The following is a 24,030-nucleotide window of genomic DNA, read 5'->3' as shown; positions in this document are numbered from 1 at the left end:
GCATCGGTGCTGAAGCCGCAGATCCGGTGAAAGCCGGGGCATAAATGCGCCGGAAGTGTCAGGGGCGTTTCCAGCCTTGTTGCGGGAAACGCCCTTTGCATGTCCGCCCCATGCGCGGGAGTGGTGCCGGTGGATCTGTCGCTAGGTGGATCTGTTGCTAGTGCGGATCACTGCCATGGCGCGGATCTGGGGCAAGCTCGGCGGCGCTTTTCTTCCTGTGCAGCAGTTCCTCGCCCGCATTGGCGGGCATGCGCAGGAAGAAGAGCACGCTGGCCACGCTCACCAGCGCCACCATGATGAAGGCCACCACGAAATCATCCTGCTGGAGCTGTTGCGTGCCCTTGCTCTCCTGCATGATCTCCAGCACAAAACCGGAAAAGGCCACGCCCATGGACAGGGACACCTGCTGGAGCACACTGGCAAAGGAGGTGGCGTGGCTCATCTCCTGCGGGCGCACCTCGGCATAGGTCAGGGCGTTCAGGGCGGTGAACTGGAGCGAGCGCAGGAAGCCGCCCACCAGCAGCACCATGATGATGGCCCAATAGGGCGTGAACGGCGTGAAGGCGGCATTGGCGGCCAGAAAGCCGGTTGCCAGAACCGCATTCACCACCAGAACACGCTTGTATCCCAGCCGCTCCAGAATGGGGGCGGCGGTGAACTTCATCAGCATGGCTCCGGCCGCAGCGGCGAAGGTGAGCATGCCGGAGGCGAAGGCGGACAGGCCGAAAGACAGTTGCAGCATCAGCGGCAGGAGAAAGGGCACCGCGCCCACGCCCACGCGGAACAGCGCCCCGCCCACCACACCGGCGCGAAAGCTGGCATAGCGCAGCAGCTTCAGGTCCAGAATGGCATGGGGCGTTGCATGGGCATGGCGCACATAAAGCATCAGGCACAGGGCGCCCATGGCCATGGCCAGCATGGCGGCCCACTGGGGAATGATGGTCTGTCCCAGAACCGCAAAGCCGAAGACCAGCCCCGCCAGCCCGGCCCCGGAGAGGATGAGGCCGCGCAGGTCCAGCGGCGGCACATCCTCCTCACGGATATTCTCGATGAAACGGGAGGCGAGGAATACGCCCAGTATGCCGATGGGCAGATTGATGAAAAAGATCAGCCGCCAGTCGAAATAGGTGGTGATGAAACCGCCGAGAGGCGGGCCGAACACCGGCCCCAGCAAGGCCGGAATGGTGAGCCAGGCCAGTGCCGAGACAAGCTCGGACTTGGGCACGGCGCGCAGGATGACAAGCCGCCCCACCGGCACCATCATCGCCCCGCCCATGCCCTGGATGATGCGGTAGATGACGAAATCCAGCAGGGATGTGGACAGCCCGCACAGGACAGAGCCCAGCGTGAACACGACGATGGCGGTACGGAACACCGTGCGCGCGCCAAACCTGTCTGCCGCCCAGCCGCTGGCCGGAATGAACACCGCGAGCGAGAGCAGATAGGATGTGAGCGCCAGCTTCAGCGAGACCGGGTCTTCATTCATGTCTGCCGCAATGGCGGGCAGGGAGGTGGCGAGCACGGTCGAATCCACCTGCTCCATGAACAGGGCGCAGGCGACGATGAGCGGAATGAGAACGTGCTGGGGCAGGGAAAGGCGCGGCACCGGGATATCCTGTCGGTGAGAGCCCTGTGTAGGCCAGATTGGCGCATCATTGAAGGGCCGGCGGGCAGGTTTGGCCGACGGCCGCGGGATGCGGCGCCCTGATGCGTGTTCCAAAAGAAAAATGCGCGCCACAAGGGCACGCATTTGGGTGTGACGGCTTGGCCATCCGGTTGTCTTGCCCGCATTGCGGGCAGACTTCTCAGAAGAAGCGGCGGGAGCCGTCTTCCTCGGAGATCGCGCCGGGCTCGCGAGTCATGCGCGTGGCGTCATCACGGCGCATGAAATCAGCGAAAGGGTCGCGGGCGTCCTCCCGGGCGTGGGCCGGATTGACTTCCAGCGGCTGGGGGCGACCCACAGGGGTTGCCGGGCCACGATTGTCCTCGACCAGAACCGCACGGCTGGAATCCGTGGTGCGGGAGGCCTTGGCATCCAGCCAGGGCAGCGGGAAGGGAGAGGCGATATAGGCGACGCCATCTTCCTGCTCCCAGGCCACCATGTAGATTTCCTCATCTACCGGCATGCCGGGCAGGGAGAACATCTGCGGGGATTCCCGCGAGGTTCCGCTCCAGCCCAGGGAATGGGCAAGCTGGAAAGCCTCATCCAGAAAACCTGTCAGAGCAGCCAGCCGGTCTGCACGGAGAGACTGTGTAAAGTCGACATCGAGCAACCGGCGGAGATAGCTCTCCACGCTGTCACCTGCAGCCCACTGCGCCCCCGTGGCGAACTGATAAACATACACGCGCGGATTCGCCATTACGCAACTCCACCCTCTTCAGGGAAATCATGGTGCATGGTCTGCCAGAGCTGGCCGGACCACACGATCATTTTTCTTTTACCGTCTTGCGATCCGATTTCAAAGACAACTGCACGTCCTATAGAGCTTGGCCATGGTTTTGACCGGCCGCAATATTGAGGCATCGCAAGGGTTAGTAACTCGTTAATCATAATTGCGGGTTATGTGTATTAACCGGGATAATCCCCACTGGACAAGCATGAATCTGCCTGAAAATCCCCTTTCGAAGCCCGATGACAGGGGATGTGACTCGCCGCGCGATTCATTTCTGCTCGCTTTTGCGGAGAAATGAGGGGGGATGCCGAGGGCAACTTCAGTGCAACCTCAGCGCGTTTTCGGGCTTTTCCTGCCGGCAGGGGAGGCATTGGCGGCCGCCAGCGCCATGCCAAGCTGGGCACTGTCGCCCTCGATATGGAAGGTCTTGAGCCGGGCGGTCGCCCCCGCAACGAGCGTGACGCGGGAGGGCGGGACACCGGCGGCCTGTGCCAGAACCTTGCCCACGGCAGCCGTGGCGGCCCCGTCTTCCGGCGCCGCGCGCACACGCACTTTCAGCACTTCGCGCCCATCGGAGAGGACCACCGGTCCGTCTATGGCATCGCGCCCGCCCTTGGGTGTGGCGCGGACGAAGACCTCTATGCCGCTGGTCGCCGGTCTCCAGAAACTCACGGCCTCAGAACACGGCCGGATAGATGTAATAGGTAATCACCCGCTGGATGAAGAAGATGATGAGGATCACCACCACCGGGGAGAGGTCCAGCCCGCCAAGGCTGGGCAGAATGTTGCGCACCGGTGCCAGAACCGGCTCGGTGATGCGGTAGATGAACTCGCCCACGCTGTGCACGAACTTGTTGTAGGGATTCACCACATTGAAGGCGAGGAGCCAGGAGAGGACGGCACTGGCAATGAGCACCCATACATAAAGATTGAGAACAATCAGAACGACGTCGAGCAGTGCGCGCATCTTGGGGATCCTCGGGGGCGAATCTTCACCAAGCACATAGCCTTTTGAAAGGGGCCTGAACAAGACCATAGAATGAGCGAACCTTGTCATCGGCCTGAAGGCAGGGGGGTGAGCGGGAGGAGTGGTGTCATGTTGCCGTTTGTGTCCCTGTTCCGGCGCCTGCGCCATGGGCTCACCCTGGGCGTTCGGGTGATGGCCTTTGATGAGACCGGCCGCATCATGCTGGTGCGCCATGGCTATACGCCGGGCTGGCATCTGCCCGGGGGCGGGGTGGATGCCGGGGAAACCGCGCCGCAGGCCGCCCGTCGCGAGTTGCTGGAGGAAACGGGCGCGGTGGTGGAGGGTGCGCTTGTGCTGCACGGGCTGTTCTTCAACCCGAAGCTGGGCGGGCGGGATCATGTCCTGTGCTATCGCTGCACCTGCACGCCGCCGTCCGTTCCGCCGCCGAAAGGGCTGGAGATCAGGGAGGCGGGACTGTTCGCCCTTGATGCCTTGCCGCAGGACATTACCCCGGCCACCCGTCGCCGTCTGGCGGAAGTGACGGGTGCACACGCGCCAGCGGACCTATGGTAAGCCGCATCTTCCCTGCCGCCCCGGAGACAAAAGTGCGGCGGGAAAAGCGGCGGGAAAACTTGCCAACTGTGCTTGAGCCCGTTTATCTCGCGGGGCAGAACAGGATAATTGCCCATGTCTTTTGACGCCGATGAGATTGTTGAGCGCCGTCGTTTGCGGCGCAAGCTCGCTTTCTGGCGCATGCTGGGCGTGGTGGTCGTGGTGCTGGCCCTCGTCACCACAGTCTTTGCATGGCGTGAGGATCTGGTGCCCGAGAGCGCGGCCCATGTGGCGCGCGTTCCCATTGGCGGCGTCATCCGCAATGACCGCGAGCGGGTGGAGATGCTGGAGCGTATCCGCAAGTCCAATGCGCAGGCGGTCATCCTGTCGATCAACAGCCCGGGCGGCACGGTCACCGGCTCCGAGCAGCTCTATGATGCGCTGCGCCGTCTTTCCGAGGAGAAGCCGGTGGTGGCGGTGGTGGAGGGGGTTGCGGCCTCCGGCGCCTATATCGCCGCTTTGGGGGCGGACCATATCGTGGCGCGCCGCAATGGCCTCGTCGGCTCGATCGGCGTGATCTACCAGTTTCCGAATGTGACGGAACTGATGAAGACGGTGGGCGTCTCCATGGAGGAGATCAAGTCCTCCCCGCTGAAGGCGGAGCCCAACCCCTTCTCCGTGCCCACGCCGGCGGCCCGCAATGCCATCGATTCGCTGGTGAAGGACAGCTATGGCTGGTTCAAGGGGCTGGTGAGCGAACGGCGCAGGATCGAGGGCGCGGAGCTCGATTTCGTTGCCGACGGGCGTGTCTTCACCGGCCATCAGGGGCTGGGTCTGAAGCTGGTGGATGAAATCGGCGATGAGCGTACCGCGCGCGCATGGCTCGCGAAGAACAGGAATGTCTCGGAGGATCTCAAGGTGCGCACCTGGAATCCCGGAGGCATTGATAACCAGATCGGTTTCATGAGGGCGGGTATCGTGGGGTTCATGAACGCCATCGGGCTGCCCCAGCTGGGCCATCTGCTGGCCGGGGCGGCGCAGGGCGCGCTGGAGCGGAACCAGCTTGACGGTCTTCTGGCCCTCTGGCACCCTCACCCGGATATGTGATAGGAAAACGTAAGCCCTTGTGCATGGTGGATAATCGCCTTCAACCAGGGTTCTCATAAGCCCAGGCCGGGCAAATGTGAGAGAAGAGGGGCCAGCATGATCAAATCCGAGCTCGTGCAGAAGATTGCGGAGGCTAACCCCCACCTTTACCAGAGGGATGTCGAGAATATCGTCAACGCGATCCTGGAGCAGATCGTGTCTGCGCTGGAGCGGGGAGACAGGGTGGAACTGCGCGGCTTTGGTGCTTTTTCCGTCAAGAAGCGCGAGGCCCGCGTGGGACGCAATCCGCGCACCGGGAAGCAGGTGGATGTGGACGAGAAGGTCGTCCCCTATTTCAAGACCGGCAAGGAGATGCGCGAGCGTCTCAATGAAGGGGAGTGAGGCGTCGTGAGCCGCGTCCTCTCCATCGTGATCGGCCTGCCGCTGTGCATCATCATTCTGGCACTGGCCGTGGCCAACCGGCGGATGGTGACCGTATCTTTTGATCCCTTTTCAGCGGATGCGCCCTCTCTGGCCGTGAACATGCCCTTGTTCGCGGTGGTGTTCGCATCCCTGATCGTGGGGGTGCTGCTGGGCAGCGGCGTCACCTGGCTGCGTCATCATCGCTTCCGCAAGGAGGCGCGGGAGCACCGCAAGGATGTGCGCAAGGAAGAGGCCCGGCAGGCGGAAATCCGTCGCAAGTCCGGCGCGGCCACCGTTGCGGCACTGACACTGCCCACCCCGCGCAACTGAGCGGACCCTTTCCGGCAGATTCCCCGGCTGGCATGCCGTTCATCCGCATGATGTGCAGGGCCCGGCCTGACGGGGCTGCCTGCTCGCCACATATCGCCACCGCGATGCGGTCGTTTTTCGGTATGGATGGCATGAAGGGATGGCGGCGGCCTTGCCCGTGGAAGCAGGCCATGCGGACCTGCTGGTAACGCTGTCTGCACCGCAGGAGGCGCGGGCCGGGCAGAAAAGGCCGGGCGGGCTCAGCCGTCCAGAATGTCCACGGTCTTGATCTCATGGCGCTTGGCCTGCGCCCGCTCGATCAGGAATTTCGCGATCAGCGTGAACAGGGCAACGCCCACCAGCAAGGTGGCGGCGGCAAAGGCCGCGATGACCTGACTGTCCTGATACAGCAGCTCGATTTGCAGGGGCAATGTGGAGGTCTGGCCGCGAATATTGCCGGAAACGACCGAAACCGCGCCAAATTCCCCCATCACCCGCGCATTGCAGAGCGCCGCGCCATAGAGCAGGGCGAGGCTCACATTCGGCAGGGTGACAAGGCGGAGCACCTGAAAGCCGGTTGCCCCGAGGGTTACAGCCGCTTCCTCGGCATCACGCCCCTGTGCCATCATCAGCGGAACCAGCTCGCGCACCACGAATGGAGCGGTGACGAACAGGCTGGCCAGAATGATGCCGGGAACCGCGAACAGGATCTTGATGCCATGTTCCAGAAAATAGGGCCCCAGCAAGCCCTGCGCGCCAAAGACGAAGAGATAGGCGACACCCGCGACAATGGGTGAAATGGAGAAGGGCAATTCCACCACGGCCAGAAGCAGATTGCGGCCGGGAAAGCTGAATTTCGTCACCGTCCAGGCCACGGCAATGCCGAACACCACATTGATCGGCACGCATATGAGGGCGACGAACAGGGTGAGGCCGGTGGCATAGAGCGTATCGGGTCGGGCGAGTGCTTCCAGATAGGTGCCGATACCGCCGCGAAAGGCTTCCGCGAAGATCACGGCCAGCGGGCCGATCAGGATGACCGCCGTAACCGCCAGAACGGCCCAGATGATGAGGCGGCGGGTGAGCGGGTGGTCTCCCACGCGCACGCGGGTGCGTTTGGGGCGATGCTGGCTCATGCTCATGCCTCCCGAATGGCGATGCGCTGGTGCCAGGCCTGGATCAGGTTCACCAGCAGCAGCATGAGGAAGGAGATGATGAGCAATGTGGTGGCAATGGCCGCGGCTGCCGCATAATCATATTCCTCCAGCCGGATGAAGGTGAGCAGCGAGACAACCTCCGTGCGGAAGGGCTGGTTGCCGGCAATGAACACCACCGCGCCGAATTCCCCCAGCGAGCGGGCGAAGGACAGGGAGGTGCCCGCCAGAAAGGCCGGGAACAGCGCCGGGAAAATGACAGTGCGGAAAATCCGCAGGTCGGATGCGCCAAGGCTGGCCGCCGCTTCCTCAAGCTCCGGTTCCAGATCCTCAAGCACCGGCTGCACCGTGCGCACCACGAAGGGAATGGAGGTGAAGGCCATGGCGCAGGCAATGCCGGCCGGGGCATAGGCCACCTCGATGCCCCATGAGGCCAGCGGTGCGCCATACCAGCCATTCTTGGCGAACAGGGCCGTCAAGGCCAGTCCGGCAACGGCCGTGGGCAGGGCGAAGGGCACATCCACCAGCGCATCCAGCAGGCGCCTTCCGGGAAAATTGTAACGCACCAGAACCCAGGCCAGCGCCAGCCCGTAAATCATGTTGAACACGGTGGCCACGGCTGCCGCGCCAAAGGTGATCTGGAACGAGGCCAGCGTGCGCGGCGAGGTGATGATCTGGAAATAGCGCATCAGCCCCACATCCGCCGATTTCAGCAGAAGGGTCGCGATGGGCAGCAGCACGATGAGCGCCAGATAGAACAGAGTCAGCCCGAGGGAGAGGCGAAAGCCCGGCAGAATGCGGCGCGGGCGCACCTTGCGCGGCCCGCGTCCGGCTTCGGGAATCCGCGCATCACTCTGCCCGTTCCGGTCGCGAAAGGCGCGTTCAGGCCCGGCAACTCCGGATGCGGAAGAAAGGGTGGCTGCGGCGGCAGTTGGCATGGAACGCTTGGCTCTGGGGGACGCGCATCGGCATCATGAAAGGGTCAAGGCTCCCCTTATGCCTGTTTTGCAATGCAATGTCAGGCGAAATGTGAAATCGTGCCTTTAAACATCACAGATCTGTTGATTGTGGTGCCGGCGCAGGTCCGGCGCCACCACTTTCGGGAGGAACCGCTCTCAGCTATCCAGCCCTTTCATGCCTTCCTCGGTGTAGCGCGCGCCAGCCACGGGCAGGGCTGAAATCGCTTTCTGCAGGCTTTCCAGCTCATCAGCGTGGAGGGTGATTGTGGTGGCGGCGCAGTTTTCGTCGAGATAGGCGAGGCGCTTTGTGCCGGGGATGGGCACAATGTCCTCGCCCTGCGCCAGCAGCCATGCCAATGCAATTTGTGCAGGCGTCGCCCCCTTCTCGCGGGCGAGTGCCCCGATCACATCGACCAGCTTGCGGTTGGTTTCCAGATTCTCGCCGGAGAAACGCGGCAGGGCGGTGCGGAAATCTCCCGCCTCAAACGCCGCATCCTGCTGGAAGCGCCCGGTGAGGAACCCGCGCCCGAGCGGCGAATAGGCAACAAAGCCGATGCCCAACTCCCGGCAGGTGGGAAGGATGTCGTGCTCCACCTCGCGGGTCCAGAGTGAATATTCGGTTTGAAGAGCCGTGACGGGGTGTACGGCGTGAGCGCGCCGCAGCGTCTGTGCATTCACCTCACACAGGCCGATATGGGCAATCTTGCCCTCCTGCTTCAGGGCGGCGAGGGTGGACATCGTCTCCTCGACAGGCGTGCCGGCATCCAGCCGATGCACGTAATAAAGGTCGATCTGCTCGATCCCCAGCCGGCGCAGCGAGCCCTCACAGGCACGACGGATATAATCCGGGCTGTTGTCTATGGTGCGCCGATATTCACCGGGCGCACGCACAATGCCGAACTTGGTGGCGATCTTCAGTTCAGGGTGGCGGGTCGCGAGGAAATGGCCGATCAGCTCCTCATTGTGATGCGGGCCATACATGTCCGCCGTGTCCAGAAACGTGATGCCGCGCTCGACCGCGCGATCCAGAACGGCAAGGGATTGCGTGTCATCGCGCGGACCATAGAATTCGCTCATGCCCATGCAGCCGAGGCCAAGCGCCGAGACATTCAGCCCATGCCCCAAAGTGCGGTGTTCCATGTCATTCCCCATGCTGTGAACTTGCCGGATCTGAGGGATGATGCTTCCCTCTTGTGATGAAGCACAGACCGAAGAGCGACAATCCGTTTTCCGATAATGGAAAATGGGATGATGAAGGCCGGACATCGGATCAGGTGTCCTGGGATGATGCGCGCGTGTTTCTCGCCATTGCCCGCACGGGCACGCTTTCGGGTGCGGCGGAGCAATTGCGCACCGGGCTGGCCACGGTTTCCCGCCGCATCAGCCGGCTGGAACACGGGCTGGGCGTGGCGCTCTTCACGCGCCACCAGACCGGCTACAGGCTGACCGATGAAGGCGAAGCCCTGTTGGCGCGGGCCGAAGTTCTGGAGCAGGCGGGCCATGCCTTTGGCGATCGCGGCCTGCATCAGGGTGTCGCCGGGCGGGTGCGGCTGGCGACGGCCGAGAATCTCGCCAATCCGCTGATCATCCCGGCGCTTCCCCCATTGCTGCGGCAGCATCCGGATCTCACGCTGGAGGTGGTGAGCGATGTGGGCGCCGTGAACCTGCATCGCCGGGATGCCGATCTGGCCGTGCGCATGGTGAAGCCACAGCGCGGCAATGTGGTGTTGCGCCGTTTGGGTCGTCTTGGGTTCGGGCTATATGGCGCGCCGGATTATGTGGCGCGACGCAGGGCCGATGGGGGTTCTGTCCCGCTTGCAGATGAACGTTTCATCGGCTGGGTGGAACAATATGGCCACCTGCCTGCGGCCCAATGGATGGAGCGCGCCCTGCGCGGGCGGCCTCTGGCATTGATGACCAGCACGCTTTCGGCCCAGCTTTCCGCCGCGCAGGCGGGCATTGGCCTTGCGGTGGTGCCCCACTTTCTGGCGCGCCGGGCCGGGCTTGCATGCGTTGCGGAAGATCTGGGTGTCGATCAGCAGATCTGGCTGGTGATCCATGCCGATCTCGCCCACTCCCGCCGCATTCGCGTGGTGGCGGATTATCTGGCGGAGCTGTTTTCCACTCATCGTGCGCTGCTGAGCGGGACGGAGCATCCCGAATGAGGCTGGCCGGAAATGCTCCGGCCAGCCTTGTCTTCACACATCCGCAGTTCACACCCCCGCGGGACGGCGCAGGTCCAGCGTGGTGGGGAACTCATCCGGCCCCCGCTCCGGCCTCACATGCACGATGCCGGGCGTGTGGCCGTCATTCTGGAAGCGGGCAAGGCGACGGGCCTCCGCCTCATAGGCATTCACCGGGAAGGTGTCATAGCTGCGCCCGCCGGGATGGGCGACATGATAGACGCAGCCCCCGCGCGAGCGGTTGCTCCATGTGTCGATAATGTCGAACACCAGTGGTGTATGCACCGGAATAGTGGGGTGCAGGCCCGACCATGGCTGCCACGCCTTGTAGCGCACCCCCGCGACATAGGTGCCGTTGCGCCCGGTAAAGGCCATGGGCACCTGCCGGCCATTGCAGGTGATGACATGGCGGTTGGGGTTGAAGCCCTCCACCTGCACCTGCAACCGCTCGACAGAGGAATCCACATAGCGCGCGGTGCCGCCAGCGACACCTTCCTCGCCCAGCACATTCCAGCATTCCAGCGCCTGCCGCACCTCAAGGTCCACGCCCGCATGCTGCACCGTGCCGAAAGCGGGGAAGCGGAACTCATATTGCGCGCGGAACCATTCGGGGTCGAACGCGTAGCCGGCATCGCCAAGGTCCTGAAGCACATCCAGAAAATCGGCCCAGACATAATGCGGCAGCATGAAGCGGTCGTTCAGGGTGGTGCCCCAGCGGCTGCATTTTCCATCCACCGGCTCTTTCCAGAGGCGGGCGATGAGCGCGCGCAGCAGCAATTGCTGGGCAAGGCTCATGCGCCAGTCCGGCGGCATCTCGAAGCAGCGGAACTCCACCAGGCCCAGACGGCCCGTCGGCCCATCGGGCGAGTAGAGCTTGTCGATGGAGATTTCCGTGCGGTGGGTGTTGCCTGTCACATCCACCAGCAGGTTGCGCAGCATGCGGTCCACCAGCCATGGCGCGACGGGTGGACCGGCTGGCCCGCCAATCATGGAAAAGGCGATTTCCAGCTCATACAGGCTGTCATGCCGCGCCTCATCAATGCGTGGATGCTGGGAGGTGGGGCCGATGAACAGGCCGGCGAACATGTAGGAGAGCGAGGGGTGGCGTTGCCAGTAGAGCAGCAGACTCTTCAGCAGGTCCGGCCGGCGCAGGAAGGGACTGTCGGCCGGGGTTTCGCCCCCCACCACCACATGGTTGCCGCCGCCGGTGCCGGTGTGGCGGCCATCGACCATGAACTTTTCCGTGCCCAGCCGGGCAAGGCGCGCTTCCTCATAGAGAATGCGGGTGATGTCCACACAGCCGGCCCAGCTGTTGGAGGGGTGGACATTCACCTCCAGAACCCCCGGGTCCGGCGCGATGCGGATCAGGTTCAGGCGCGGATCGAAGGGCGGGGGATAGCCCTCCAGATGCACCGGCATGTTCATCTCGATCGCCACCTGTTCGATGGCGGCAATCAGGTCGACATAATCCTCCAGCGTTTCCAGAGGCGGCAGGAAGATGCACAGGCGGCCGCCGCGCGGCTCCACACACAGGGCGGTGCGGGTCTGCATCGCGTCGATCTGCTGGGCGTTGCGCGCAAGATAATCGCGGATCAGCGCCTGGGCATGAATCCCGGTCTCGCGGGGCACGATGCGCGGGGCGGCGGGTGTGCGCTCCACCGGATGGGCCCTGTAGCGCCCGGCCAGCTCCTCGGCATCCGGCAGCGGGCCGCGCGGCTCGAACGGATCAAGCGGACTGGTGAAGGGGTAGCGTGTGGGGGCCAGATAGGCGAGGGATTCCAGCGGCAGGCGATAGCCCATGGGGCTTTCACCGGGAATGAGGAAGAGATAGTCGCGCCTGAAGGTCCAGTGGTCGGAACGCCACACGCTGCCTGCCGGGGTCCAGACCCTTTGCAGGGGCAGGACCGAGCCGGTGGCATTGGCAAGCCCCTGATTGAAGGTGCGCGCCAGCATGCGCCGCTCCACCTCGTCGGCGATGCGCGGATCACCGGGGGAGATGTTCTCCGGAAGGCACTGCTCCTTCCACATATAGTAGATATTGTCCTCATAGGCGGGCTGCACATGCTCGGCCCCCACCGCAAGCTTTTCGGCGATGGCCTTGCAGAAGCGCTCCGCATCCTGGGGGGTCACGCCAAGGTCCTTGTCCTCGGGGGCGATCAGGTCCTCACGCCGCCAGAGGGGCTGGCCATCCTTGCGCCAGAAGAGGTCGAACGACCAGCGCGGCAGGGTTTCGCCGGGATACCATTTGCCCTGGCCATAATGCAGCACCCCCTCGGCCGAGAAGCGCCGGCGCAGGCGGCGGATCAGATCATCCGCCCGGGCGCGCTTGTGCGGCCCCATCGCCTCGGTGTTCCATTCCGCGGCCTGATAGTCATCGATGGAAACGAAGGTCGGCTCACCGCCCATGGTGAGGCGCACATCCTGCGCCTTCAGATCCTCATCCACCCTGTGGCCAAGAGCATCCAGCGCGGTCCATGTCTCGTCGGAGAAGGGATAGGTCACGCGCGGGGCTTCCGCGACGCGGGCCACATGCATCTCGAAGGCGAATTCCGTCTCAGCCTTTTCATTGAGATAGCCGGAAATGGGCGCGGCGGAGCGATAATGCGGGGTGGCGGCCAGCGGAATATGGCCTTCCCCGCACAGCAGGCCGGATGTCGGATCAAGGCCGATCCAGCCCGCGCCGGGCACATAGACCTCGCACCAGGCGTGCAGGTCGCAGAAATCGACATCCGTGCCGGAGGGGCCGTCCAGTGATTTCACATCCGGCTTGAGCTGGATGAGATAGCCGGAGGTGAAGCGCGCTGCCAGGCCCAGATGGCGCAGAAGCTGCACCAGCAGCCAGCCGGTATCACGGCAGGAGCCGAGGCGTCTGGCCAGCGTCTCCTCCGGCGTCTGCACGCCCGGCTCCATGCGGATGACGTAGCCGATCTCGTGCTGGAGCCGCTGGTTGAGCCCGACGAGAAAATCGACGATCCGGGTCTTCTCGCGGGGGATGGATTTCAGGAAGGCATGAAAGAGCGGGCCTTCGCGCTCCAGTTCCAGATAGGGCGCAAGCTCGGCCTTCAGGTCCTCGGCATAGGCGAAGGGGAAATCCTCCGCATATTCCTCGACGAAGAAGTCGAACGGATTGATCACATCAAGCTTGGCCAGCAGGTCCACATCAATCGCGAACTCGTCCACCTTCTCGGGAAAGACGATGCGCGCCAGCCAGTTTCCGAACGGATCCTGCTGCCAGTTGATGAAATGGTCCCGGGGGCTGATCTTCAGCGCATAGGCGGGAATTTCGGTGCGGCTGTGCGGGGCGGGACGCAGGCGGACTGTCTGCGGACCAAGCGACACCGGGCGTTCATAGCGATAGCGGGTGACATGACGCAGACTGGCAAGGATGGACATGCTGGCACCTCATCCGGCGGGTCACGGATGTGACCCAAGGCTGATGCGCCAAAATTAGACAAGCCGGGCGTGTGTCCAAAGCACGTCTTTCAGGCGGTATCTGCCTCCAAAACAGGCAGATACCGCCTTAGGTCGATCCCTTCTGGCACTCGCGGATGCCCATTGCCTCATGCCGAGGCGGGCGGAATGGCCGCTTTCTCCTCCGGTGCCGGTGTGTGGGGCGGCTCGTCACTCTTGCCCCGCAGGCGATTGTCCAGCCGTTGCAGCACCGTATAGAAGGATGGCACGAACAGTACGGCAAGGCAGGTCGAGGCCAGCATGCCCGACACCACCGTGACGCCGATCGAGATCCGCGAGGAGGCGCCCGCCCCGGTGGCGAACACCAGCGGAAGCATGCCGAGAATGAAGGCAAAGGAGGTCATCAGAATGGGCCGGAAACGCAGGCGCGCCGCCTCCTCCGCCGATTCCTCGATGCTCTTGCCCTCCGCATGCTGCTCGCGTGCATATTCGACGATCAGAATCGCATTCTTCGCCGCGAGCGCGATGAGCAGCACAAGCCCGATCTGCGTATAGAGATTGTTCGACAGGCCGGAGCTGACCAGCGCCGTGAGCGCGATCACCGTGCCCAGAAGGGCCAGCGGCACCGCAAGGATGACGCTGAGCGGCTGAATCCAGCTTTCATACTGGCCCGCCAGCACCAGATAGACCAGCAGGATCGCCAGACCGAACACATAGTAGATCTGATTGCCGACCACCTCTTCCTGATAGGACATGGCGGTCCATGCGAAACCCGTGCCCGGGGGCAGGGTGGCATCGGCGATCTGCGCCATCAGGTCCATGGCCTGTCCGGAGGAGTATCCGGTGGCCGCGCCGCCAACGATGGTGGCGGAGGGGTAGAGATTGTAGAGCGAGATGAGCGGGGGTCCCTGCACCATCTTCACATCGATCATGCTGCCGATCGGCACCATGGTGCCCTGCGGCGTGCGCACCTTCAGCGCCATCAGGTTCTGGGCGGTGACGCGGTACTGCGACTCGGCCTGGATATAAACCTGGAACACATGGCCGTAGCGGTTGATCTGGTTCACATAGGTGGAGCCCAGATAGGAGGAGATGGTGGTGAAGATCTGGTCCACCGTCACGCCCAGCGTCTCGGCCATCACGCGGTTCACTTCCACATCGATCTGCGGCGCACTGGCGCGGAAGGACGTGGAGACATGCTGGAGCGCGGACTGGGCATTCGCCTTGTCGACGATGGAATCCGTCACCTGCTGGAGAAGCTGATAGTCGAAATTGTCACTGCGGATCTGCGGCTGCATGGTGAAGCCGGAGGCATTGCCGATGCCCTGGATGGAGGGCGGCACGATCACCAGTGTCTGGGCGCTCTCCACCGCCTTCAGGGCCTTGTTCATGTTCTGGTAGATGTCGCGCAGGCCCTGCCCGGTGGTGGCGTAGCGCTCGCTCCAGGGCTTGAGCGTGACATAGACCACGCCGGCATTGGCGAGCGAGGCATTGTTGTCCAGCACCGAAATGCCGCTGATGCCGAACGCCACCTCCACACCGGGAATGTCCATGACGATATCGGTGATCTGCGAGATCACATTCTCCGTGCGCTGCACATTCGCGCCATCGGGAAGCTGGGCGCCGACGAGGACATAGCCCTGGTCTTCCAGCGGCAGGAAGGATGTGGGCACGCGGGTCAGGCCATACATGGCCAGCCCCATCAGGGTCAGGGCCACCAGCACCATGATCCTGGCATGGCGCACCATGTGGGTCACCAGCCGCACATACCAGCGCTCCGCCACATTGTAGCAGGCATTGAAGGCGCGGAAGATGATGTTGCGCTTTTCCGGCGGCACCGGCTTGCGCAGCCACAGGCCGCACTGGGTGGGGCTGAGCGTGACCGCGCAGATGGCCGACAGAAGCGCCGTGGCGGCAATCACCAGCGCGAACTGGCGGAACATCTCACCCGTCAGGCCGGGAATGAAGGATGCGGGCAGGAACACCGACATCAGCACCAGCGTGATGCCGACAATGGGCCCAAACAGCTCATCCATGGCCTTTTCGGCGGCCCGCCGGCTGGAGAGCCCCTCCTCCATGTGGCGTGATACGCCCTCGACGATGACGATGGCGTCATCCACCACGATGCCGATCGCCAGCACGATGGCGAACAATGTCGAGAGATTGATGGTGAAGCCCATGAAATACATGGCGGCAAACGCGCCGACGATGGTCACCGGAATGGTGGTGGCGGGCACCAGTGTCGCGCGCCAGTCCTGCAGGAAGATCAGGATGACAACCAGCACCAGGGCCGCCGCTTCCGCCAGCGTGACATAAACCTCGTTCACCGAGGCTTCCACGAACTGGGTGGTATCGAAGGGCACATTATAGGCCAGCCCTTCGGGGAAGCGCTTGGCCAGCTCATCCATCTTGGCCTTCACCAAAGTGGAGGTGGAAAGGGCGTTGGCATCGGGCAGCAGGAAGATGCCGATGCCCGCGGCAGGCTTGTTGAGCTGGGAGAAATTGTGGGAATAGCTTTGCGAACCCAGCTCGACCCGGGCGATGTCGCGCACGCGCACAATGCGCCCGCCATCGTCATTATCGACCTTGACGATGATGTTCTCATATTGGGAAACATCATCCAGACGGCCCACAATGTTCAGCGTATACTGGAAGTTGGCGTTTGATGGCGATGGCGGAATGCCGAGCTGGCCGGCGGTGACGATCTGGCTCTGCTTGCGTATGGCGTTGGCGACATCCGTGGGCGTGAGGCCGACGGTCTGCATCCGGTCCGGGTCCATCCAGATGCGCATGGCGTAGGAGCCGGCGCCGAATACCGAGACGCTGCCGACCCCCTCGATCCGCGCCAGTTCGTTCTGGAGGTTGATGACCGCGTAATTGTTCAGGAACAGTCCGTCATAGCGCTTGTCCGGCGAGGTGAGGCTGACGAACTGGAGGATGGAGGTGCCCTTCTGCAGCACCGTCACGCCCTGTATCTGCACGGCCTGTGGCAGGGAGGGCAGGGCGGTGTTCACCCGGTTCTGCACCAGCACCTGCGCCATGTTGGGGTCCGTGCCGATGGCGAAGGTGACAACCAGCGTATAGGTGCCATCCGATGCGGACCAGGACTGCATGTAGAGCATGTCCTGAACGCCGTTCACCTGCTGCTCGATCGGCAGGGCGACCGTATCCACCATGGTCTTGGCGGAGGCGCCGGGATACAGGGTGGTGACGGTGACGGTGGGGGGCACCACATTGGGATATTGCGCGATGGGCAGGCGCATGATCGACACGGCACCGATCAGCACGATGACCAGCGCCAGAACGTTTGCGAGAACCGGTCGCTCGATGAAGAAGCGTGAGATCATGGCCGCTGCCTGACGTTCTGCATGCGGGTCAGTTCCCGGCCGGAGCCGGAGCGGCGGGCGTATTGATCTGCAGGGGCAATGCGGCGCCCGGCGCAGGCACGATGATGGGGGCCGTGCCTGTGATCTCGCCCGGCTTGGGGGTGATCTTCGAGCCGGGCACGGCGCGCTGGATGCCGGAAATGACCACCCGATCCCCCGCCTTCAGGCCGCTCTCTATGGCGCGCAGCCCGTTGCTCTGGAGCTGGCCGAGGGTGACCGGTGTCTGCGAGACCACATTCTCCTCATCAACGGTGAGCAGATAGAAGCCCATCTGGTTGTTGCTGAGGATCGCATCCGGGACCAGAAGCGTGTCCCTTGCCGCACCGACCGGGATACGGACCCGGGCGAACAGCCCGGGAAGCAGGGCCTGGTCCGCATTTTCCAGCAAGGCGCGCACGCTCAGCGTGCCCAGATTGGGGTCCACCTGCGGGGCGATATAATCCAGCTTGCCGGTATGGGGGTATCCCTGCTCGGTTTGCAGGCCCACCTGTACCTGAACGACGCCGGGATTCTCGCGCAGCGTGGCAAGGGCCGTGCCCTCCAGTTCCAGATGGTCGTGAATGCGCAGGGCCTGCTGCTCGTTCAGGGTGAACCAGACATAGATCGGCTTCACCTGAATGATGCTGGCCAGCTTGGTCGGGCCGCCATAGCCCACCAGCGCCCCGACATCCTGAAGATGGGCGGTGACGATGCCATCGAAGGGGGCCGTCACCTCGGTATATCCAAGCTGGATGCGGGCCAGCTCCAGCGCGGCCTTCGCGTTCAGGGTATTGGCGATGGAGGAGGCGCGCTTGGCCCGTGCGACATCCAGAACGGACTGGGACGAGAAGTCCCGCGCGGCGAGCTGATTCTGGCGGTAGAATTCGGCCTCGGCCTGAACCTGATCGGCCTGCCGGGCGGCAAGATTGGCTTCCGCCTGCTCCACATCGGCCTTGTAATTGTCCTGCTCGATCACGAACAGGACTGTTCCCTTCTTCACATACTGGCCGTCTGTATAGTTGATCTTCCGCAGGAAGCCCTGCACGCGGGCATTCAGATCAACCGCATTGATGGATGCCGTATTGCCGGTGAAATCGACATAGCGCGTGACCTTCTGGCTCAGAACCGGAGCAACGGTCACTTCAGGCGGAGGAGGCGGGACATAGCTGTTCTCTTCCTGGCAGGCCGCAAGAAAAACGGCTGCCGCCAAAGCGCAGGACCGGCCAATCCGTTTTGCGTTCCTGTGGAGCAAATGGACAAGAGCCCCCTCGGATCCTGTCATGCTGATCCTCATATGCTGCGGTTCATCCGCGACGGGAAGGTGCGCGATCCTAGTGAACGCATGGGGGGAAGTCCATGACCGGCCCTATGCATTATGTGCCACATGGCGCGCACCATGGTACCGCATACGGGTGCGCAAGGGGCTGAATGGATGAGTTGACGTCAGGTGACACGGTTCTGCCTTGACTTGCTGTCACTGTGGGGGCAGCTTCCAGCCAACTCTCTGGATGGGCCTGCGGCTCATCATCTGAACTTTACGGAACAGCATGCGCAGCTATCTGGACTTCGAGAAGCCGGTCGCCGAACTCGAGGCCAAGGTCGAGGAATTGCGTGGCCTTTCAGTCTCCGGGGACAGCGTCGCCATCCGCGATGATATCCAGCGTCTGGAAGGCAAGGCCCGCGATGCGCTCGCCTCCCTCTATGCCAACCTGACCCCCTGGCAGAAGACCCTGGTGGCGCGCCATCCGCTGCGCCCGCATTTCGATGCCTTCGCCAAGGGCCTGTTCGAGGAGTTCACCCCTCTGGCGGGCGACCGCAAGTTCGGTGAGGATGAGGCGATCATCGGCGGCTTCGCGCGTTTCCGCGGTGAGGCGGTCTGTGTGATCGGCCATGAGAAGGGTTCCACCACCCAGACCCGCATCAAGCACAATTTCGGCATGGCCCGCCCGGAAGGCTACCGCAAGGCCGTGCGCCTGATGGAGCTGGCAGACCGCTTCGGCCTGCCGGTCATCTCGCTGGTGGATACGGCCGGCGCCTATCCGGGAATCGGCGCGGAAGAGCGCGGGCAGGCCGAGGCCATCGCCCGTTCCACCGATACCTGCCTGGGGCTGAGCGTGCCGAATGTGTCCGTCATCATCGGCGAGGGCGGCTCGGGCGGGGCGATTGCCATCGCCACCGCCAACAAGGTGCTGATGATGGAGCATTCCATCTACAGCGTCATCTCGCCGGAAGGCGCGGCCTCCATTCTCTGGCGCGATACCACCAAGGCGCAGGACGCCGCCACCAATATGAAGATCACCGCTCAGGATCTGCTGAAGTTCGGCGTGATCGATGCCATCGTGAAGGAGCCGATGGGCGGTGCCCATCGCGACCCCCATGCGGCCGTGGAGGCGGTGGGCGATGCCATCCAGACCGCTCTGGAGCAGATGGCCGGCATGGATGGCCCTGCATTGCGCAAGGCGCGGCGCGAGAAGTTCCTCGCCATTGGCCGCAAGCTGTGAGTTGATCTGGCAAGGAAGGCGGCGTCCGGTGAGGCGCCGCTTTTTGTTAAGCTTTCATTAACCGGACGGTGAAGTTCGAGCCGCATATGCAGGTGATCTGTGCCTGTTCCGCATCGTCATCGCATCTTGGCCGCATTTCCCCCATTTGCTCGGTACAACGCTCCTCGGCCCTTGGTGCGTCTGCCCTTTGAAAGGTCAGATGCGCGGGGCCTCCGGTCCGGAAGAAAGGGGCGAGGGCACGGTGGCGGGCTTTTTCGTCGTCCGGCCTGCTAACGTTTCGTCAAGAGGCGGGGCATCAGGATGTCCTTTCATCTGAACGGTGCGGATCTGGGGAGTTCTGCGTTGAGCCGACCGAAGAAAACAGCGTCCCGCATGCGCATGGTGGCCCTGGCCGCCGTGGCCGCGCTGTCCATTGCGGCGTGTAACCAGACCGACAATGTATCCCGCAAGGCAAACAAGCCGCTCTCCCCGCAGATGCTTTCGCTCATGTCGCAGAAGGGCATGGCGCCGGCCAGCCCCATACTGGTGCAGATCTTCAAGCAGGAATCCGAGCTGGAGGTGTGGAAGCAGGGGGCGGATGGGCGCTATGCGCTGCTCAAGACCTATCCCATCTGCCGCTGGTCCGGCGAGCTTGGCCCCAAGAAGAAGGTGGGGGACAGGCAGGCCCCGGAAGGTTTCTACAATATCACCCCCGGGCAGATGAATCCGCGCTCCAGCTATTATCTGTCCTTCAATCTCGGCTTTCCCAACGCCTTCGACAAGGCGCATGGCCGCACCGGTGACTTCCTGATGGTGCATGGCGACTGCTCCTCCGCCGGCTGCTATGCGATGACGGATGAGCAGATCTCCGAGATCTTCTCTCTGGCGCGCGAGAGTTTTGCGGGCGGGCAGCGCTCCTTCCAGGTGCAGGCCTATCCGTTCCGCATGACAGCGCAGAACATGGCCAAGCACCGCAAGAACCCGAACATGCCCTTCTGGCGGAACCTGAAGGAGGGTTATGACCACTTTGCCGTGACCCGGCAGGTGCCGAAGGTGAATGCGTGCGGCTACAAATATGTGTTCAATGCCGAAGCCAGCTTTGGCCAGCGCTTTGAGGCGGATGCCCCGTGCCCGAGCTATCAGGTGCCTCCGGCCATCGCCTCGGCTGTCGCCAGCAAGACCCAGCGCGACAATGCGCAGATCGCCGCCCTTTCCCCGTCCTCTCCCCTCGCACCGGTGCGGACGGGTCGCGATGGCGGCATGCATCCGGTCTTCCTGGAGGAGATCAAGCGGCGTGAAGGGCGCTCTTCAGCCGTGGCCTATGCCCCGGCGCCCGGCACCATTCCCGATACCGTGCGCCCGCCGGGGGGCGGTGTGGACAGCGCGGATGCCCAGCTGAGCGAAGTGGTGAGCGAGGAAGAGGTGCTCGTGCCGCTGGTGACGCCGCCGCCATCAGAAGCGATGCGGGCCGCCGCGCCCCCGCAGGCCTCGGAACCCGATGCGGGCAGTGTCACCATGTCTCCCGTGCCGCCGCCATCGGCCGTGCAGCGTGATGACGGAATGACGACAGGCAGTTTCTGACCTGCTGACCCGAGCAGGCGGGGCAGATCTTTCCAGGAATCGAGCCGGCGGCCAGCAGGGTCTGCCGGCTTTTTCATGTCTGGATATTGCGAGGTGTCGGGGCGGGCAGCAGCCGGCGGCTGAGCCGGGAACCGGGGCGCCCGGCTTGCGGTGAGGCGCGGCCATGGAGAGGCCATTCCCGAACGGGAGCAGGCGTGTGGGGGCTGACCTGTCAGCTCACCGCGCGCAGAAGCAAGGCAGACAGATGCAGGCACAAAAAACCGGGTGAATGAAGCCATTCACCCGGTGCTGGAACTGTCAGGCAAAACGCCCGTGGCAGTGCTTGAACTTCTTGCCGGAGCCGCAGGGGCAGGGCTCATTCCGGCTCACCCGTCCCCAGGTTGAAGGGTCGTCCGGGTTCCGGCTGGCCGGGTCAACCTCTGCTGCGGCCGGTTCGGCCATGGCGGCAAAGGCGGCCGAAGCAAGCGCCATTTCATCCTCGCCCGTCGAGGGGTCCAGATGATGCGCCTCCATTGGCGGCAGTTCTTCCATCTGCGGCGGCTGGGCCATGATCTCCACCCGCATGAGCTGGGAGGTGACCACCTCGCGCAGATTGTTCAGCATGGCGGAGAAGAGGTTGAAGGCCTCGCTCTTGTATTCGTTCAGCGGATCACGCTGGGCATAGCCGCGCAGGCCAACCACCTGGCGCAGATGGTCCAGCATCGCGATATGCTCGCGCCACAGATGATCCAGCGTCTGGAGAAGGATGGACTTCTCCACATAGCGCATCAGGTCCGGCCCATACTGCTCGGCCTTGCGGGCCATATGGTCATCGGCCTCCTTGATGGCACGCTCGGTCATCTCAGGCCCGGCAATGCCCTCTTCCTTCGCCCATTCCTGCACCGGCAGGTCGAGCGCGATGGCCTGAAGGAGCGCCTCATGCAGCGCATCCGTATCCCACTGCTCGGGATAGGAGTTCTCGGGAATGAACTTGGCGATGGTATCGCTGACCAGGGCATGGCGCATGTCCACGACAGTCTCGGCGATATCCTCGTCATTCATCAGTTCGAGGCGCTGCTCGAACACCACCTTGCGCTGGTCATTGAGCACGTCGTCATATTTGAGGACGTTCTTGCGCATGTCATAGTTGCGCGCTTCCACCTTCTGCTGGGCTTTCGCCAGCGCCCGGTTGATCCAGGGGTGGATGATCGCCTCGCCTTCCTTCAGGCCCAGCTTCTGGAGCATGCCATCCAGCCGGTCCGAGCCGAAGATGCGCATCAGGTCATCATCGAGCGAGAGGAAGAACTTGGAGTGGCCGGGGTCACCCTGACGGCCGGAACGACCGCGCAACTGGTTGTCGATGCGGCGGCTTTCATGGCGCTCGGTGCCGATGACATAGAGGCCGCCGGCTTTCAGCGCCTCCTGCTTCATCTCCTCCACCTCGGCGCGGATGCGCGCCTCGGCGGCCTCGCGCTCGAGCCCTTCCGGCATGTCCTTCAGTTCGACGGAAATGCGCATCTCCGCCGAACCGCCGAGCTTGATGTCGGTACCACGGCCGGCCATGTTGGTGGCGATGGTGATGGCGCCGGGCACACCGGCCTGCGAGACGATGAAGGCTTCCTGCTCGTGGTAGCGGGCATTGAGCACGGCGAAGGTCTTGCCGGAGCGCTCCCGTCCCGAGAAGGCGTCCGGATCCGTGAAGTCCTTCTGCTTGAAGCCGGCCTTCTTGAGCAGCTCGGCCAGAATCTCGGACTTCTCGATGGAGGTGGTGCCCACCAGAACCGGCTGGCCACGTTCGGCGCATTCCCGGATCAGCTCGATGATGGCATTGTATTTCTCCGCCGCCGAACGATAGACCTCGTCGTCATCGTCGATCCGCGCCACCGGCACATTGGTGGGCACGGAAACCACATCCAGCTTGTAGATGTCGGCAAATTCGGCAGCTTCCGTCTCGGCGGTGCCGGTCATGCCGGCCAGCTTCTTGTACAGGCGGAAATAGTTCTGGAAGGTGATGGAGGCGAGGGTCTGGTTCTCGGGCTGGACCTGCACCCGCTCCTTGGCCTCCAGCGCCTGGTGGAGCCCTTCCGAATAGCGGCGGCCGGGCATCATGCGGCCGGTGAACTCGTCGATGATGACGACTTCATTGTTGCGCACGATATAGTCCTTGTCCCGCTGGAACAGGGCGTGGGCGCGCAGGGCCTGGTTCACATGGTGCACCACCGAGACATTCTCGATGTCATAGAGGCTCTCGGACTTCAGCAGCCCGGCCTCGCTCAGCATGGATTCCATCTTTTCCATGCCGGATTCGGTCATGGAAACGGTGCGCTGCTTTTCATCGACCTCGTAATCCGACTTGCTGAGCTTCGGAATATAGGCATCGATGGTGTTGTAGAATTCCGAGCGGTCGTCGAGCGGGCCGGAAATGATGAGCGGTGTGCGCGCTTCGTCGATGAGGATGGAGTCCACCTCGTCGACAATGGCGAAATGATGCGGGCGCTGCACCATCTGCGCGCGCTCATATTTCATGTTGTCGCGCAGATAGTCGAAGCCCAGCTCGTTGTTGGTGGCGTAGGTGATATCGCAGGCATAGGCCTGCCGGCGCTCCTCGTCATCCAGCCCGTGCACGATGATGCCGGTGGTGAGGCCGAGGAAGCCGTAGAGCTCCGCCATGGTTTCGGCGTCACGTCTGGCGAGATAGTCATTCACCGTCACCACATGCACGCCCTTGCCGGCCAGTGCATTGAGATAGACGGGAAGGGTTGCCACCAGCGTCTTGCCTTCGCCGGTCTTCATTTCGGCGATGCCGCCCTCATGAATGACCATGCCGCCAATGAGCTGCACATCGAAGGGGCGCATGCCCAGCGCGCGCCGGGCGCCTTCGCGCACGGTGGCGAAGGCGGGAACCAGCAGGCTGTCGACGCTGGCGCCTTCGGCGATCTGGCGCTTGAAGTCTGCGGTGCGGGCGCGCAGCGCCTCGTCGGAGAGGGCTTCAATCTCTTTTTCAAGGGCGTTGATCGCCTGAACGCGAGAGCGGTACCCCTTCACCCGGCGATCATTTGCCGAGCCGAAAAGCTTGCGGGCAATTCCACGAAACATGGTAATCTCTGGTTCCGATCCGTCAGGCCGTCGGGAGCGGGCAGGCCGCGAACCGAACCTTCAGGACCTTGATGTGCGCAACCGTGAATCAC

General features: G+C 63.3%; 18 protein-coding genes. 7 read left to right on the top strand and 11 right to left on the bottom strand.

From position 1 onward, the window contains the following. Nucleotides 1–157: 157 nt before the first annotated feature. The 4 genes from ACT6QG_RS12885 to ACT6QG_RS12870 all read right to left on the bottom strand — a co-directional run bounded on the left by ACT6QG_RS12885 (nucleotide 158) and on the right by ACT6QG_RS12870 (nucleotide 3,360). Complete coding sequence (locus ACT6QG_RS12885; RefSeq protein WP_444977971.1) at nucleotides 158–1,606, bottom strand: DHA2 family efflux MFS transporter permease subunit; 1,449 nt, start codon at nucleotides 1,604–1,606, stop codon at nucleotides 158–160. 199 nt (nucleotides 1,607–1,805) lie between these two features. After that, complete coding sequence (locus ACT6QG_RS12880; RefSeq protein WP_444977970.1) at nucleotides 1,806–2,360, bottom strand: hypothetical protein; 555 nt, start codon at nucleotides 2,358–2,360, stop codon at nucleotides 1,806–1,808. A gap of 363 nt (nucleotides 2,361–2,723) precedes the next feature. Beyond that, complete coding sequence (locus tag ACT6QG_RS12875) at nucleotides 2,724–3,065, bottom strand: DUF167 family protein (RefSeq protein ID WP_444977969.1); 342 nt, start codon at nucleotides 3,063–3,065, stop codon at nucleotides 2,724–2,726. 4 nt (nucleotides 3,066–3,069) lie between these two features. Then, a complete protein-coding gene (locus ACT6QG_RS12870; RefSeq protein WP_444977968.1) occupies nucleotides 3,070–3,360 on the bottom strand; it encodes a YggT family protein in 291 nt (96 codons plus the stop codon). Between the two features lie 129 nt (nucleotides 3,361–3,489). Here ACT6QG_RS12870 and ACT6QG_RS12865 point away from each other — a divergent pair, with 129 nt between their 5' ends. The 4 genes from ACT6QG_RS12865 to ACT6QG_RS12850 all read left to right on the top strand — a co-directional run bounded on the left by ACT6QG_RS12865 (nucleotide 3,490) and on the right by ACT6QG_RS12850 (nucleotide 5,751). Then, nucleotides 3,490–3,933: an NUDIX domain-containing protein gene (locus ACT6QG_RS12865; RefSeq protein WP_444977967.1), complete on the top strand. Its 444-nt coding sequence runs from the start codon at nucleotides 3,490–3,492 to the stop codon at nucleotides 3,931–3,933. Between the two features lie 114 nt (nucleotides 3,934–4,047). Continuing rightward, nucleotides 4,048–5,019: a signal peptide peptidase SppA gene (sppA, locus tag ACT6QG_RS12860; protein ID WP_444977966.1), complete on the top strand. Its 972-nt coding sequence runs from the start codon at nucleotides 4,048–4,050 to the stop codon at nucleotides 5,017–5,019. Between the two features lie 96 nt (nucleotides 5,020–5,115). Further along, nucleotides 5,116–5,400: an integration host factor subunit beta gene (gene ihfB, locus ACT6QG_RS12855; protein ID WP_444977965.1), complete on the top strand. Its 285-nt coding sequence runs from the start codon at nucleotides 5,116–5,118 to the stop codon at nucleotides 5,398–5,400. A gap of 6 nt (nucleotides 5,401–5,406) precedes the next feature. Beyond that, nucleotides 5,407–5,751: a LapA family protein gene (locus ACT6QG_RS12850; protein ID WP_444977964.1), complete on the top strand. Its 345-nt coding sequence runs from the start codon at nucleotides 5,407–5,409 to the stop codon at nucleotides 5,749–5,751. A 239-nt stretch (nucleotides 5,752–5,990) separates the two neighbouring features. Here ACT6QG_RS12850 and cysW read toward each other — a convergent pair whose 3' ends face one another. From cysW to ACT6QG_RS12835, 3 genes are all read right to left on the bottom strand, one after another. Beyond that, on the bottom strand, nucleotides 5,991–6,866 hold the full coding sequence (gene cysW / locus ACT6QG_RS12845) for a sulfate ABC transporter permease subunit CysW (RefSeq protein WP_444977963.1): 876 nt from the start codon (nucleotides 6,864–6,866) through the stop codon (nucleotides 5,991–5,993). A 2-nt stretch (nucleotides 6,867–6,868) separates the two neighbouring features. After that, nucleotides 6,869–7,822, bottom strand: coding sequence for a sulfate ABC transporter permease subunit CysT (cysT, locus tag ACT6QG_RS12840; protein ID WP_444977962.1), 954 nt, complete (start codon nucleotides 7,820–7,822; stop codon nucleotides 6,869–6,871). A 177-nt stretch (nucleotides 7,823–7,999) separates the two neighbouring features. Continuing rightward, nucleotides 8,000–8,983, bottom strand: coding sequence for an aldo/keto reductase (locus ACT6QG_RS12835; protein WP_444977961.1), 984 nt, complete (start codon nucleotides 8,981–8,983; stop codon nucleotides 8,000–8,002). 56 nt (nucleotides 8,984–9,039) lie between these two features. On the opposite strand from ACT6QG_RS12835, the gene ACT6QG_RS12830 reads away from it, so the two are divergent. Further along, the gene (locus ACT6QG_RS12830; protein ID WP_444977960.1) at nucleotides 9,040–10,008 is read left to right on the top strand and encodes a LysR family transcriptional regulator; all 969 of its coding nucleotides are present in this window, start codon (nucleotides 9,040–9,042) and stop codon (nucleotides 10,006–10,008) included. Nucleotides 10,009–10,056: 48 nt separating this feature from the next. Here the strand turns inward: ACT6QG_RS12830 and ACT6QG_RS12825 are convergent, their stop codons facing one another. From ACT6QG_RS12825 to ACT6QG_RS12815, 3 genes are all read right to left on the bottom strand, one after another. Then, nucleotides 10,057–13,419, bottom strand: a complete 3,363-nt coding sequence (locus ACT6QG_RS12825) for a transglutaminase family protein (protein WP_444977959.1) — start codon at nucleotides 13,417–13,419, stop codon at nucleotides 10,057–10,059. A 167-nt stretch (nucleotides 13,420–13,586) separates the two neighbouring features. After that, nucleotides 13,587–16,784 carry an efflux RND transporter permease subunit gene (locus ACT6QG_RS12820; RefSeq protein ID WP_444977958.1) on the bottom strand — a complete coding sequence of 1,066 codons (3,198 nt, stop codon included), beginning with the start codon at nucleotides 16,782–16,784 and terminating at the stop codon, nucleotides 13,587–13,589. 28 nt (nucleotides 16,785–16,812) lie between these two features. Further along, complete coding sequence (locus ACT6QG_RS12815; RefSeq protein ID WP_444977957.1) at nucleotides 16,813–18,084, bottom strand: efflux RND transporter periplasmic adaptor subunit; 1,272 nt, start codon at nucleotides 18,082–18,084, stop codon at nucleotides 16,813–16,815. 265 nt (nucleotides 18,085–18,349) lie between these two features. Between ACT6QG_RS12815 and ACT6QG_RS12810 the strand changes: the two genes are divergently transcribed. Further along, nucleotides 18,350–19,303 (top strand): acetyl-CoA carboxylase carboxyltransferase subunit alpha, encoded by a 954-nt coding sequence (locus ACT6QG_RS12810; protein WP_444977956.1) that lies wholly within the window; start codon nucleotides 18,350–18,352, stop codon nucleotides 19,301–19,303. Between the two features lie 372 nt (nucleotides 19,304–19,675). After that, on the top strand, nucleotides 19,676–20,863 hold the full coding sequence (locus ACT6QG_RS12805; RefSeq protein ID WP_444977955.1) for a L,D-transpeptidase family protein: 1,188 nt from the start codon (nucleotides 19,676–19,678) through the stop codon (nucleotides 20,861–20,863). Nucleotides 20,864–21,160: 297 nt separating this feature from the next. On the opposite strand, the gene secA is transcribed toward ACT6QG_RS12805, so the two are convergent. After that, nucleotides 21,161–23,938 (bottom strand): preprotein translocase subunit SecA, encoded by a 2,778-nt coding sequence (gene secA / locus ACT6QG_RS12800; RefSeq protein ID WP_444977954.1) that lies wholly within the window; start codon nucleotides 23,936–23,938, stop codon nucleotides 21,161–21,163. Nucleotides 23,939–24,030: the final 92 nt, after the last annotated feature.

The sequence above is a fragment of the Haloleucobacter ellipsoideus genome, assembly GCF_052491725.1.
Note: the sequence above shows the minus strand (reverse complement) of the source record. Positions and strands in the feature narration are given on the sequence as shown.

What these genes read in the sequence shown, in the direction of transcription:
- ACT6QG_RS12880 (WP_444977970.1), bottom strand. Translation starts at nt 2,360, where the DNA reads ATGGCGAATCCGCGCGTGTATGTTTATCAGTTCGCCACGGGGGCGCAG.
- ACT6QG_RS12870 (WP_444977968.1), bottom strand. Translation starts at nt 3,360, where the DNA reads ATGCGCGCACTGCTCGACGTCGTTCTGATTGTTCTCAATCTTTATGTA.
- ACT6QG_RS12865 (WP_444977967.1), top strand. Translation starts at nt 3,490, where the DNA reads ATGTTGCCGTTTGTGTCCCTGTTCCGGCGCCTGCGCCATGGGCTCACC.
- sppA (WP_444977966.1), top strand. Translation starts at nt 4,048, where the DNA reads ATGTCTTTTGACGCCGATGAGATTGTTGAGCGCCGTCGTTTGCGGCGC.
- ihfB (WP_444977965.1), top strand. Translation starts at nt 5,116, where the DNA reads ATGATCAAATCCGAGCTCGTGCAGAAGATTGCGGAGGCTAACCCCCAC.
- cysW (WP_444977963.1), bottom strand. Translation starts at nt 6,866, where the DNA reads ATGAGCCAGCATCGCCCCAAACGCACCCGCGTGCGCGTGGGAGACCAC.
- cysT (WP_444977962.1), bottom strand. Translation starts at nt 7,822, where the DNA reads ATGCCAACTGCCGCCGCAGCCACCCTTTCTTCCGCATCCGGAGTTGCC.
- ACT6QG_RS12835 (WP_444977961.1), bottom strand. Translation starts at nt 8,983, where the DNA reads ATGGAACACCGCACTTTGGGGCATGGGCTGAATGTCTCGGCGCTTGGC.
- ACT6QG_RS12830 (WP_444977960.1), top strand. Translation starts at nt 9,040, where the DNA reads ATGAAGCACAGACCGAAGAGCGACAATCCGTTTTCCGATAATGGAAAA.
- ACT6QG_RS12825 (WP_444977959.1), bottom strand. Translation starts at nt 13,419, where the DNA reads ATGTCCATCCTTGCCAGTCTGCGTCATGTCACCCGCTATCGCTATGAA.
- ACT6QG_RS12820 (WP_444977958.1), bottom strand. Translation starts at nt 16,784, where the DNA reads ATGATCTCACGCTTCTTCATCGAGCGACCGGTTCTCGCAAACGTTCTG.
- ACT6QG_RS12815 (WP_444977957.1), bottom strand. Translation starts at nt 18,084, where the DNA reads ATGACAGGATCCGAGGGGGCTCTTGTCCATTTGCTCCACAGGAACGCA.
- ACT6QG_RS12810 (WP_444977956.1), top strand. Translation starts at nt 18,350, where the DNA reads ATGCGCAGCTATCTGGACTTCGAGAAGCCGGTCGCCGAACTCGAGGCC.
- ACT6QG_RS12805 (WP_444977955.1), top strand. Translation starts at nt 19,676, where the DNA reads ATGCGCATGGTGGCCCTGGCCGCCGTGGCCGCGCTGTCCATTGCGGCG.
- secA (WP_444977954.1), bottom strand. Translation starts at nt 23,938, where the DNA reads ATGTTTCGTGGAATTGCCCGCAAGCTTTTCGGCTCGGCAAATGATCGC.